12 protein-coding genes are annotated in these 12,839 nt (G+C 54.0%); 5 read left to right on the top strand and 7 right to left on the bottom strand.

Features of this window, described 5'->3' with window-relative positions:
* Positions 1-181 precede the first annotated feature (181 nt).
* Positions 182-1,243: a quinolinate synthase NadA gene (gene nadA / locus N6G83_RS23625; RefSeq protein WP_037375120.1), complete on the top strand. Its 1,062-nt coding sequence runs from the start codon at positions 182-184 to the stop codon at positions 1,241-1,243.
* A 31-nt stretch (positions 1,244-1,274) separates the two neighbouring features.
* The gene (pnuC, locus tag N6G83_RS23620; RefSeq protein WP_024530526.1) at positions 1,275-2,000 is read left to right on the top strand and encodes a nicotinamide riboside transporter PnuC; all 726 of its coding nucleotides are present in this window, start codon (positions 1,275-1,277) and stop codon (positions 1,998-2,000) included.
* Between the two features lie 32 nt (positions 2,001-2,032).
* On the opposite strand, the gene zitB is transcribed toward pnuC, so the two are convergent.
* The gene (zitB, locus tag N6G83_RS23615; RefSeq protein WP_211136723.1) at positions 2,033-2,971 is read right to left on the bottom strand and encodes a CDF family zinc transporter ZitB; all 939 of its coding nucleotides are present in this window, start codon (positions 2,969-2,971) and stop codon (positions 2,033-2,035) included.
* Between the two features lie 208 nt (positions 2,972-3,179).
* Between zitB and aroG the strand changes: the two genes are divergently transcribed.
* The 3 genes from aroG to N6G83_RS23600 all read left to right on the top strand — a co-directional run bounded on the left by aroG (position 3,180) and on the right by N6G83_RS23600 (position 6,825).
* The gene (gene aroG / locus N6G83_RS23610) at positions 3,180-4,235 is read left to right on the top strand and encodes a 3-deoxy-7-phosphoheptulonate synthase AroG (RefSeq protein WP_024530528.1); all 1,056 of its coding nucleotides are present in this window, start codon (positions 3,180-3,182) and stop codon (positions 4,233-4,235) included.
* Positions 4,236-4,601: 366 nt separating this feature from the next.
* Entirely contained in the window at positions 4,602-5,780 is a 1,179-nt protein-coding gene (locus tag N6G83_RS23605; RefSeq protein ID WP_037435425.1) for a YjgN family protein, read from the top strand.
* Between the two features lie 10 nt (positions 5,781-5,790).
* Positions 5,791-6,825, top strand: a complete 1,035-nt coding sequence (locus N6G83_RS23600) for a M48 family metallopeptidase (protein ID WP_211136722.1) — start codon at positions 5,791-5,793, stop codon at positions 6,823-6,825.
* Positions 6,826-6,877: 52 nt separating this feature from the next.
* On the opposite strand, the gene gpmA is transcribed toward N6G83_RS23600, so the two are convergent.
* From gpmA to N6G83_RS23570, 6 genes are all read right to left on the bottom strand, one after another.
* Positions 6,878-7,630, bottom strand: coding sequence for a 2,3-diphosphoglycerate-dependent phosphoglycerate mutase (gene gpmA / locus N6G83_RS23595; RefSeq protein ID WP_024483132.1), 753 nt, complete (start codon positions 7,628-7,630; stop codon positions 6,878-6,880).
* 282 nt (positions 7,631-7,912) lie between these two features.
* Positions 7,913-8,251, bottom strand: coding sequence for a PsiF family protein (locus N6G83_RS23590; protein WP_024530531.1), 339 nt, complete (start codon positions 8,249-8,251; stop codon positions 7,913-7,915).
* Positions 8,252-8,438: 187 nt separating this feature from the next.
* Complete coding sequence (gene galM, locus N6G83_RS23585) at positions 8,439-9,482, bottom strand: galactose-1-epimerase (RefSeq protein WP_074027951.1); 1,044 nt, start codon at positions 9,480-9,482, stop codon at positions 8,439-8,441.
* Complete coding sequence (gene galK, locus N6G83_RS23580; protein WP_211136724.1) at positions 9,476-10,630, bottom strand: galactokinase; 1,155 nt, start codon at positions 10,628-10,630, stop codon at positions 9,476-9,478. The genes galM and galK overlap by 7 nt, the downstream gene beginning before the upstream one ends.
* Positions 10,627-11,676, bottom strand: a complete 1,050-nt coding sequence (gene galT, locus N6G83_RS23575) for a galactose-1-phosphate uridylyltransferase (RefSeq protein WP_074027953.1) — start codon at positions 11,674-11,676, stop codon at positions 10,627-10,629. The genes galK and galT overlap by 4 nt, the downstream gene beginning before the upstream one ends.
* 263 nt (positions 11,677-11,939) lie before the next feature.
* Positions 11,940-12,758 (bottom strand): CPBP family intramembrane glutamic endopeptidase, encoded by an 819-nt coding sequence (locus N6G83_RS23570; protein WP_024530535.1) that lies wholly within the window; start codon positions 12,756-12,758, stop codon positions 11,940-11,942.
* Positions 12,759-12,839 lie beyond the last annotated feature (81 nt).

Below are 12,839 nucleotides of genomic sequence, written 5' to 3'. Positions count from 1 at the left end.
CAAAGCTTCTCATTTCAACCAAAATTTCAGCCCATTAAACAAATCTGCCCATATCAAGAAATGTTCAGCGACTTTTAGCTAAAAATTAGGTATTTTGTTTAGTATATAAAACGAGGTGGTTGAGCAAGCGGCAGGATACGGCCTAAAAGCAGACCCACAGCCTAGCATAGAGATAACAGCGATGAGTGAAATGTTTGATGTCAATGCGGCGATATACCCATTCCCGCCGAAACCGGTGCCGCTAGACGTCGCAGAGAAGGCTTTTTATCGACAGAAGATCAAAACCTTGCTCAAGCAGCGTGATGCGGTCCTGGTGGCTCATTACTATACCGATCCCGAAATCCAGGCGCTGGCCGAAGAGACGGGTGGCTGCGTCGCCGATTCACTGGAGATGGCACGTTTCGGTAGCCAACATCCTGCGTCGACATTGCTGGTTGCTGGCGTGCGTTTTATGGGGGAGACGGCCAAAATCCTTAGCCCAGAAAAACAGGTGTTGATGCCAACGTTGCATGCCGAGTGCTCTCTGGACCTCGGTTGTCCCGAGGCGGAGTTTGCCGCATTCTGCGACAGCCATCCTGATCGGACAGTGGTGGTTTACGCCAATACCTCAGCAGCCGTCAAAGCGCGTGCCGATTGGGTGGTCACTTCCAGCATTGCTGTTGAGCTGATTGAACATCTCGATAGCCTGGGGGAGAAAATCATCTGGGCGCCGGATCGCCATCTGGGCAACTATGTGCAGAAACAGACCGGCGCAGACGTGCTGTGCTGGCAAGGGGCCTGCATCGTCCATGACGAGTTTAAAACCCAGGCGCTGATACGTATGAAAGCCCTATACCCGGAGGCCGCGATACTGGTGCATCCAGAGTCACCGCAGGCGATCGTCGATCTGGCTGATGCCGTCGGGTCGACCAGCCAACTGATCCAGGCAGCGGTAACCTTGCCCAACCGGCAACTGATCGTGGCCACCGATCGCGGTATCTTCTACAAGATGCAGCAAGCTTGTCCAGATAAAGAACTGTTTGAAGCCCCTACTGCCGGTGAGGGTGCCACCTGTCGCAGCTGCGCCCACTGCCCGTGGATGGCAATGAACGGTCTGAAGGCTATTGCCGAAGGGCTGGAACAAGGGGGTTCACAGCATGAGATTTTTGTTGATGGCGCATTGCGTGACCAGGCGCTTATTCCGCTCAACCGCATGCTGGATTTTGCAGCGCAGTTGAAAATGCAGGTTAAAGGCAATGCCTGAATCCAGGCTGACGTTTTAATAAGGAAGACACATGAGCTTTTTCAGCACCGGCAACATTCTGGTCCACATTCCGATTGGTGCAGGGGGTTATGATCTGTCGTGGATTGAGGCCATCGGCACGTTGTTTGGTTTACTCTGTATCTGGTATGCCAGTAAAGAGAAAATCATCAACTATCTGTTTGGCCTGATCAACGTCACGCTGTTTGCGGTGATCTTCTTTCAGATCCAACTCTACGCCAGCCTGTTGCTACAACTGTTTTTCTTCGTGGCCAATATTTATGGCTGGTATGCCTGGAGCCGCCAGACGCAGGATAATCAGGCCGAATTGCAGATCCGTTGGTTACCGCTGCCTAAAGCATTGGCATGGGGGGCGGTGTGCGTGGTTGGTATCGCGTTGATGACGTTTAATATCGACCGGGTATTTGCCTACCTGACACAGATTGCGGTGGCGGTCATGCAGGGGCTGGGCCTTAACGTACAGATGCCAGAACTGCAACCGGACGCTTTCCCGTTCTGGGATTCAGCCATGATGGTGCTGTCTATCGTCGCCATGATCCTGATGACGCGCAAATACGTTGAAAACTGGCTGCTATGGGTAGTGATTGATGTGATCAGCGTGGCGATCTTTGCTTACCAGGGCGTCTATGCCATGGCGCTGGAATACGTCATCTTGACGCTGATTGCTCTCAATGGCTCTTGGCTATGGATACGCAGTGCCGCGAAGAATCACTCCCAGCCGCTTTCTTCAGCACCTTAGTACCCCAGGGGCGCAACAAGCGCCCCTGGATGTTAATGATGATGCCCCAGATGACTGGAGTGTGAGTGGTCACTCGCAATGCCGCAGTCAGGGGTATCACAATGCTGGTACTCCATCTGGATCGTCGCATGGCCAATCTGGTAATGCTCCAGCAAATAAGCCTGGATGCGCCGTAACAGTCCGTCATGATCGTGGGGTGGGATCACCTGGGCGTGTAGCGTCATCAGCTTTTGTTCACCAATCTGCCAGACATGCACGTGATGGATGTTACGCACTTCCGGAATATTCAGGCACAGATCCTTTTGCAGCTTATTGATATCTACCTCCTGCGGTGTTCCCTCCAGCAGTTCATGGAAACTTTCTTTCAGCAGGCGCCAGGCGCTGCGTAATACCAGGCAGGAAACCAGGACCGAGAGTATCGGATCGATGGGGGTCCAGCCGGTAGTGAGAATGATGATGGCTGCTGCGATCGCACCGACTGAGCCGAGCAGGTCGCCAAGAACATGTAGTGCGGCGGCACGCACGTTGATATTTTTCTCTTCATTGCCACGGTGCAGCAACCAGAAGGCGAACAGGTTAGCCAGCAGACCCGCTATGGCGATCACCAGCATTGGGGTACCCATCACTGGCTGTGGTTCGAAGAAACGCCGTATGGCCTCCCACAGGATGAATACGACGATCAGCAGTAATGCGGCAGCATTGATAAAGGCGGCCAACGTGGTCAGGCGCAGATAGCCAAAAGTATGGCGGGCGTTGGGTTTTCGCTGTGAGAAGTGCACTGCCATCAGCGCGACGAGCAGGGCTGCGGAATCCGTCAGCATATGCCCGGCGTCTGCCAGCAGCGCCAGTGAGCCAGAAAGTAATCCGCCCACGGCCTCGACAACCATGAAAAGGGTGGTGACTAAAAATGCGGCTAGTAGGCGCTTACTGTTGCCGTCTTTAGGCTGATGGACATGGGAAGCTCCAGACATTACTTATCCTTTTGCAAAATTTGTCAGGTGCCAAAGTCTAAGTTTGGCCGTTACTTAGCTCATTATAGGCGGCCTTGGTAGAGAGCTGAATATTTGCCGATGGTGATTATGGGATCTAAAGGTGATTTACAGCGCCAGCCTCACAGGCTAGATTGGTAAAATCTACTCTACGCGCTGTGCGATACACCCGATACCGAATGGAAAAGTGATGAATTACCAAAACGACGACTTACGTATTAAAGAAATCAAGGAACTCCTGCCGCCGGTGGCTCTGTTGGAAAAGTTTCCGGCTTCAGCTCAGGCAGCAGAGACGGTGTCACAGGCTCGCCAATCGATCCATAACATCCTGCGTGGCAATGACGATCGCCTGTTGGTGGTGATTGGGCCTTGTTCCATTCACGATACCAAAGCGGCGAAAGAGTATGCCGCACGCCTGATGACCCTGCGCCAGGAGCTCAACGGTGAGCTGGAAGTGGTGATGCGGGTCTATTTTGAAAAACCACGTACCACCGTTGGCTGGAAAGGGCTGATCAACGATCCGCAGATGGATAACAGCTTCCAGATTAACGAAGGCCTGCGCCTGGCGCGTAAGTTGCTGCTGGATATCAATGACGGCGGGTTGCCTGCTGCAGGCGAGTTCCTGGATATGATCACTCCGCAATACCTGGCAGATTTGATGAGCTGGGGAGCGATCGGCGCACGCACCACAGAATCCCAGGTGCACCGTGAACTGGCCTCTGGCCTGTCTTGCCCGGTGGGTTTCAAAAACGGTACCGACGGCACCATCAAGGTGGCGATCGATGCTATTAATGCCGCTGGCGCACCGCATTGTTTCCTGTCCGTCACCAAATGGGGTCATTCCGCGATTGTTAACACCAGCGGCAATGGCGATTGCCACATTATTCTGCGTGGCGGCAAAGAGCCAAACTACAGCGCGGCCCATGTGAAAGAAGTGAAAGAGGGGCTGGTCAAAGCGGGCTTGCCTGCAAACGTGATGATCGACTTCAGCCACGCCAACAGCAGCAAGCAGTTTAAAAAACAGCTTGAGGTGAATGCGGACGTTTGCCAGCAGTTGCGTGGTGGTGAAAAAGCCATTATCGGGGTGATGATCGAAAGCCACCTGGTGGAAGGAAATCAAAACCTGGAAAGCGGCGAGCCGTTGGTTTACGGCAAAAGCGTGACCGATGCCTGTATTGGTTGGGAAGATACCGAAACCGTACTGCGCGATTTGGCCGCAGCGGTGAAGGCACGCCGTAGCCGATAAGCTATCCGCGTTTGTGGCCCTGTTGCATTGCTACGGGGCCAAGCCTAGTGTGATTTTAAGAATTTACTCTTGAAACAATAACACCAGAATAAAATCTGACATTATACTAATTTCGTAGAGCTTTCCTCGTTCTGCTGTGCCTTTTGTGATGATAATAAGTTGGTGTTACCGGCCATACTTTTTATTTCCAGGAAACATCTTATTTTGGCCCGCCGCGGTTTTCATCTTGCGCAACTGTTACTAGTCAGACACAATTTGCTCTTACCGCGCGGTATGATTATGATGATGCGTTTTTTACAACCAAAATACCCAATATAAAAATAAGGGCATTATGGTGAATGACTTTAATTTCAGGATGAATAGCTGATGGAAAACAATAGTTCTCGGCATCAAATTTATTTTCGTGGTACGGGTGGGGAGTATTTCGCAATCTGGCTGGTTAACATATTACTGACGGCTATTACGTTGGGGATATACTCAGCCTGGGCAACGGTGCGTCGCCGTCGTTATTTTTATGGCAATACAGAACTGAATGGCGACCGCTTTGATTATCACGCGCAGCCAATGCAAATCCTCAAGGGCCGTCTGCTGGTGATCGGCGCTGTGATCCTGTTCTATATTCTTCTATTTATCAACCCGTTGCTTGGCATGATTGCCATGCTGGCACTCCTGGCGTTGATCCCTTGGATTATAATCCGTAGCTGGCGTTATAACGCTATTATGTCTAGCTATCGTGGTGTTCGCTTCAATTACTTATGCCAGACCGGGCGCGCTTACTGGGTATTACTGTTCTGCCCGATACTGCTAGTGATTGGTCTGTATGCGGTTATGATTGTATTGGGGGTGATTGGCAGCAGTCTGGGCAGCCCGACTGCGATCGTTGTGCTGGCAGCTATCACGGTCATCCTGTTTGTGCCGATGCTGGCCGCTATCAATGGTATCCTGGCCACCCTGCAACATGATCTGTATGTGAACAACCTGCGTTTTGGCACTTCACCATTTGTAGCCCAATTCAAGAAAGCAGAGTTTATTAAGATTGCACTGTTCAGCCTGCTGATCTTCTTGCCATTCCTGGTCATCGCCTTGGTATTGGTTGGCTCGTTCCTTGTCAGCTTATTCCAAATGGCGCTGTTTGGCGGTATGTCCGATGCAATGTTACAAGCCCAGATGGCAAGTAATATTGGTAGCCTGTTCTTGATGATGTTGGTGCTGTTGTTAGGTGTGATGGTTTCCAGCAGTTATATGGTTGTCGCTCAGCGTAACTACGTGTTTAACCAAACCACCTTGCAAGGTGAAGTTAAACTGCGTTCTTCCATGCAGACTCTGCCGTATATGGGACTGTTGATCACCAACAGCCTGATCACCGTCTTCTCATTGGGCCTTGCAGCTCCGGTGGCCCACGTCCGTCATGCTCGCTATATTGCTGAGTCCACTCAGGTTGAAGGCGATCTGTCGCTGTTGTCGGTACAGGCTCATCACGATACGGCGAATACCGCTATCGCAGAAGAAGCCGTACAGGCGCTCGATTTAGGCACCAGTTTTTGAGTAAAGACTGATGATCCTTGAAGGCCACTATCAGTGCCCTGGCCGGGCCGCCCAACAGGCGGCCCGGCTGCTGTTAAACGATATGGGCGATGGAGTAACACTGCAATATGATGGCGAACATCGCTATTTTTCTTTAGCGCAAATTACCGTTTCCGAGTCATTGGGCCGCATTCCGCTGACCCTGACCTTCCCAGACGGAGGCCGGTTTGTGCCTGCCGATGATGCGTCATTCCGCCAGTGGTTTTATCAACGTCGTTCACCGGGGCTGGTGCACCGCTTAGAGCGATATAAGCGTGGCGTGTTGCTGACGTTGTTGCTAACCGTTCTGTTGACCCTGGCCTATGTTTTCCTGGTTCTTCCTTGGGCGAGCAGTGAAATCGCCATGCGTATTCCTACCGTGGCCGAACAGAAGCTGGGTAAGCATACGCTCGATTTCCTGCAAACCAGTGGCTTCAAGCCATCGCAATTGCCCGCTGAGAAACAGCAAGCGATACAGAAGCTGTTCTTACAGGTGATGCCGGAGCAGATGCGGCAAGAGCGCACTCCGCTCACGTTGAAATTGCTGGCGGTGCCAGAGGTTGCCAATGCGTTCATGTTACCTGATGGGACTTTGGTGATCACCGACGATCTGGCCAAGTTGGCAACCAATGACGACGGCCTGGCAGCGGTGATGCTCCATGAAATGGGGCACCATGCGTACCGTCATCCCATGCGTATGGTGGTGCGTTCATCCCTGGTGGCACTGACGTTTATGTGGATGACAGGCGATGTCAGCGGCATCGGCGATACCTTGCTGCAATCAGCCTCATTTGTGCATGAAATGCAGTTCTCCCGCAGCGTGGAGAGTGAGGCAGACGACTGGGCAATCGCAGAAATGCAGCGCCAGGGGCGTTCGTTATTGGCGATGGAAGATCTTTACCGCGCATTGCAACAGGCGGCAAGCACGTCAACCGTGGCAGTAGAAGTTCCGGAATGGTTAAGCACCCATCCAGAGATGCAGGCGCGTTTGCAGGCTATCGAAGCGGCCAGGATCAAAGATCAATAAAAAAAGCCCCCGGCTCAACACCGGGGGCTTGTTGCTTTTCAGGGGCGAAAACTTACTTCGCTTTACCCTGGTTGGCGACGGCTGCAGCTTTGGCTGCGATCTCATCGGCATTACCCAGGTAGTAACGTTTGATTGGCTTGAAGTTCTCATCAAACTCATACACCAACGGCACGCCGGTTGGGATATTCAGCTCGAGGATCTCGTCTTCGCTCAGGTTATCCAGATATTTCACCAGCGCACGCAGGGAGTTACCGTGAGCCGCGACGATCACGCGTTCGCCGCTTTTGATGCGTGGCAGGATCTCTTCGTCCCAGTAAGGGATAACGCGATCGATGGTCAACGCCAGGCTTTCGGTCAGCGGCAACTCTTTATCGCTCAGCGCTGAATAACGCGGATCGTGGCCAGGGTAGCGCTCATCTTCTTTGGTCAGCTCTGGTGGTGTGACTGCGAAGCCGCGACGCCATTGCTTGACCTGCTCGTCACCGTATTTTTCTGCGGTTTCAGCCTTGTTCAGACCCTGCAACGCGCCATAGTGGCGTTCGTTCAGCTTCCAGGACTTTTCGGTAGGCAGCCAAGCCTGGTCCAATTCGTCCAGAATGTTCCACAGAGTGTGGATAGCACGCTTCAGTACGGAGGTGTAAGCGAAATCGAAAGAGAACCCTTCGTCTTTCAACAGCTTGCCCGCTGCTTTTGCTTCGGTACGGCCTTTGTCGGACAGATCGACATCATACCAACCGGTGAAGCGGTTTTCGTTGTTCCACTGGCTTTCGCCGTGGCGCACCAGAACCAGCTTAGTTACAGCCATAGCTTAACTCCTTAATAATCTGAAGGTTTAATGATAACGAATATCATTATATTCTGCTGCTACTCACTCGGCAATCGATATACCCGTGAATATATCCACTAAAAGTCGAGGGTTTCGTACGACGTGCGACATTATCTAACCCTTACTGCCATGGGCATAGTGTTAACCATAGCCAATTTTTGGCTGCAAGGTAAGAGGGGCGCGAAGGAAAGAGCTGAATCGTTCAGGCTGGTAACAGGGCGCGAATGAGAGCTATTCACCCGCGCCACGGCGTTAAGGCGATCAGGCGGTTTTTTTCAGGCAGCCACTCATAAAGGTTTTGCGTTCGTCACCCTTGAGGCTCTTTTTAGCAGCGTCGGCATTACAGTCTTTCATCTTCTGCTGCTGCGGCGTCAGGGCCTTCTCGGTATGGTGGCCTTCGGCCTTCAGGCAGGTGCTCATGAAGGTGGTACGGTCAGAACCTTTCAGCGATTGGGTGGTAGCCTGTTGATTACAATCGGTCATGCGTTTTTGCTGGGCAGCCTGCGCCGGAGAAGGCGTTTTTGCTGCGGTGTCGGCAGCCATCAGGTTGGTGCTCAGCAGTAAACCTGCCAGTAATGGAAGTGCAGTGATCAGACGCATTAGGTGTTCCTTCAGCTATTGAACGGCCAACTGGCCGAAAATTGTGATATCACTCACGGGCTTGTGCATACCACGGTAGCCTGATTCTAGTGCGGGGTTGGCAATAAGGAAAGGTAACGGCCTGGGGGTGCAATGTAAGCAATTATAACAATCACGCCCCTTACCGCATGACAAGGGGCGTGGCGGCTCAGATAGGAATAAGCTGATAGTGCGTTGCGCTCTGATAACGCTGACCAGGCTGTAGCCAACAATCCGGCTGTGGCCATTCGGGGTGGTTCGGGCTGTCCGGCAGGAACTCGCTTTCCAGCGCCACGCCTGCATAATTTTGGTAACTACCGCCGTCGCGTGCCGGTGTGCCACCCAGATAATTACCGCTGTAAAGCTGGAGTGCTGGCGCGGTGGTGAACACCGTCATCGCGACCTTGCCATCGGCAGACCACAGGTGAGCCGCCGGGCTTGCCAACCCGTGGCAGGTATCGTGCAACAGGTAAGCATGGTCGTAACCCTTCACCCGTTGCTGATCGCGGTCGCGCAATAAATCTTGCTGCAGGGTTTTCGGCTGGCGGAAATCCATCCCGGTACCGGCAACGGCCGTCAGATCGGCACTGGGAATGCCATCGCCATCCACGGGCAGATAACGGTCGGCGAACAGCTGCAAGCGCTGTTGTCGGGCGTCGTGGCCTGCGCCATCCAGATTGAAATAAGCATGGTTGGTCAGATTGACCGGGCAGGCGCGATCGGTCTGTGCCTGATACTCAATTTCCAGCCGGTGATCGGCGGTTAGTCGATAAGTCAGCGTCACGGAAAGGTTGCCAGGGAAGCCCTGGTCGCCATCTGGCGAATGGAGCTGATAAATCACCTGCTGCTCATCCTGCTTCACAATCTGCCAGCGGCGAGCGTGGAAGCCGTTTGGCCCGCCGTGCAGTTGATGCTCCCCTTGATTGGCGATCAGCGGGTGTGGCTTGCCAGCGATGTTCAGGCTGGCATGTGCAATACGGTTGGCATAGCGCCCGACTGTGGCCCCCAGATAGGCCCCTTGGTGCAGATAGTCTTGCGGAGTTTGGCACCCCAGCAGCAGCTCACGTTGTTCCCCTGATTTCAAGGGCAGCACGGCGGAAAGCCAGGTTGCGCCCCAATCCATAAACGTGACCGTCATTCCTGCGGCATTTTTCAGGGTGGTGAGAATAAAGGGCTGGCCGTCTGGGGCAACGGCGGAGTTATCACTCAGCATAGACCGGATCCTTGTGAAGCTTTGCAGACGTAGAAGGTTTCTTGCAGGCCGTTGGTCCGCAGTGGATATTCGCGAGCTACCGCCGTACGTACTGACTCTACCAGATCCTGCGGCATCAGGGCCACGATGCAACCCCCGAAGCCCCCTCCGGTCATGCGCACACCGCCACGTTCGCCAATGACCTCTTTAACAATCTCGACCAGCGTATCGATAGGGGGCACGGTGATGGCAAAGTCATCACGCATCGACGCGTGCGATTCCGCCATCAGTTTGCCCATCAGCTTCAGGTTGCCAGCGGCCAAGGCATCGGCAGCGGCCAAGGTACGATCGTTTTCGGTGATCACATGGCGTGCCCGTTTGGCCACGATCGGATCCAGCTCATGCAGGATCGGGAAAAACAGATCCGGGCTGACGTCGCGCAGCGCCTTGACGCCGAAGAAGCGAGCCGCTGCTTCGCACTGTTGCCGGCGGGTGTTGTATTCGCTGTCGACCAGGCCGCGCTTAACGTTGGAGTTGATAATCACCACCGCGACATCGGCTGGCATCGGCACCGCGCGCGTTTCCAGAGTTCGGCAGTCAATCAGCAGGGCGTGATCTTTCTTGCCTAACGCAGAAATCAGCTGATCCATAATGCCGCAGTTGCAGCCGACAAACTGGTTTTCCGCTTCCTGGCCATTCAACGCCAGTGCTACGCCGTCCAGCGGCAGTTGATAAAGTGCCTGCAACACCTGTCCGACAGCCACTTCCAGTGAGGCTGAAGAGCTAAGCCCAGCGCCCTGCGGGACGTTGCCGCTGATCACCAGATCGGCACCGCCAAAATTGGCATCGCGGGTCTGCAGATGTTTCACCACGCCGCGTACATAATCGGCCCAGCGCAGATTGGCGTGGCTGACGATCGGCTCATCCAGCGAAAACTGATCCTGCTGGTTGTCGTAATCGGCGGCCAATACGCGGATCTGGCGATCGTTACGTGGAGCCCCGCTGATCACGGTTTGATAATCAATGGCGCAGGGCAGGACGAAGCCGTCGTTGTAATCGGTGTGCTCGCCGATCAGATTGACTCGGCCCGGCGCCTGGATCGTCAGGGTGGGTGCGTAGCCAAAGTGTTCGGTAAACAGGGTTTGGGTAAGTTGCTTCAGACTCATTATTTCACTCCGGCTTCGCGGTAATGGATATCACTGACCGCACGCAGGCGTTCAGCGGCCTGTTCTGCGGTCAGGTCGCGTTGGGTTTCCGCCAGCATTTCATAACCCACCATAAATTTGCGTACCGTGGCGCTGCGCAGTAACGGCGGGTAGAAGTGGGCATGCAGTTGCCAGTGGCGGTTATCGGCCTGGTTGAAGGGGGCGCCGTGCCAGCCCATGGAATAAGGGAAAGAGCATTGGAACAGGTTGTCATAGCGGCTGGTGAGTTTCTTCAGCGCGATGGCCAGATCGCGGCTTTGTGCTGCACTAAGCTCGGTCAGTCGTTGTACCGGCGCTTTTGGCAGCAGCAGCGTTTCAAACGGCCAGGCAGCCCAGTAAGGGACAACCGCCAGCCAGTGCTCGGTTTCCACCACCGTACGGCTGCCGTCTGCCTGCTCGCGCTGAACATAGTCCACCAGCATGGGGGACTGATGCTGGCTGAAATACTCCTGTTGCAGGCGATCTTCTCGTTCGGCTTCATTCGGTAGGAAGCTGTTGGCCCATACCTGTCCGTGTGGGTGAGGATTGGAACAGCCCATCGCGGCCCCTTTATTTTCAAACACCTGCACCCAGGGATAGCTGCGCCCCAGATCGGCGGTCTGTTCCTGCCAGGCGGCGATCACCTGTTCCAGCGCGGGTAGCGTCAGCTGCGGTAGCGTTTTACTGTGATCGGGGGAAAAGCAGATCACCCGGCTGGTGCCACGGGCGCTTTGGCAACGCATTAGTGGATCGTCACTTTCTGGCGCCTGCGGGGTATCTTGCATCAGGGCGGCAAAATCATTGGTGAACACGTAGGTGCCCGGATAGTCAGGGTTTTTATCACCGGTCACGCGCGTGTTGCCAGGGCAAAGGAAGCAGTCGGGATCGTGGGCTGGCAGTGTTTCCTGAGCGGGGGATTCCTGCTGGCCCTGCCACGGGCGTTTTGCTCGGTGCGGGGAGACCAGCACCCATTGCCCGGTAAGAGGATTAAAACGGCGATGTGGATGATCGATAGGATTGAAATCAGGCATTGCGCTTCCTTTATCTCGCAACGGGGCTAATTGTAATCGCTTTCACTTGCTGCGTGACCGACTTAGCCGAGTGCATTTTGGAAAATAATGGCTAGAAGATAGCATGCTCGCGGTGAGAAAAAGGTGATCTAGCGCGAAAAATGGAATCGCTTACATCGATTGAGGCTTTAATACGGTTGAGGTAGGGAAGACAACAGGGTGGGTTAAGTGGTAGCGATTACACAACGCAGGCCGGCAGAGAAATCTACCGGCCTTGAGAGGGACTAATATTGGTAAGCCGGGTAGGTAAAGAACAGCAAATGGACCAGATTTAGCCCAAAGTGGAAGAGAATGGGCACCCACAGGCGGCCGCTCCACATCCAGGCCAGGCCATAAATCACCCCCGCCAGCGTGGCAAATGCCACCATCAACATGCCACCGGCAAAGTGGGCGGCACCAAACAGCAGAGCGGTGATAATCAGTGCCGGATAGGCTCCCAGCCACTGGCGCAGACGCTGCTGCAAATAGCCACGGAACAGCGCTTCTTCGGCCATCGAAACAAAAAACAGGTTGGCCATGATGAAAGCCAGGATCCAGGAGGGCAGGTGCAGCTCAACTTTCAACCCACCGAGCGCCACCGCCAACAGCAGCACCGCAGGGATGCAGAGCACCAGGATCAGCCAGGCGCTGACGCCGACTTGCTTGTCAGGCTTGCCAGCGTTAAACAGCGTTGGCAGGCAGGCTAACAGCAGAAAGGGCACCAGTGCCTTATCGAAGTTGTAATACATGGAATACAGCGAGCTCATCGGGCCCACTTTGTCCTGATCGACCATCAATTGGTTATTGAAGCCCGGTATCAGGTGATAAAACAGTGCGATTGAGCAGGCGACTAAAAACACTTCCAGCGCTAGCGCGATGCTGCGCTGTTGGCGATAGTGCTGATGAAGCCAGATGGCAATGGCGATAACCGCCAGATAACCCAGCCCGACGGGCATCAGGATATGATGGTAAACCCCCATTGCGGCGGCCGCAGCCAATACTACCGAGGCAATCAGCCGGTTAAATGGCAAAAAAAACAACGAAGCCGAAAGTACGCCCCACATAATAGCTATCCCTTTAAATAGATACACGGCGCTCAATGCCGGAAATCCGGCGTGTTAATGTCTGGTTAAACGAGCACTAAT

This window comes from Serratia sp. PL7 (assembly GCF_945957435.1).
The sequence above is the reverse complement of the archived record's forward strand: the minus strand, read 5'-3'. Positions and strand labels throughout refer to the sequence as shown.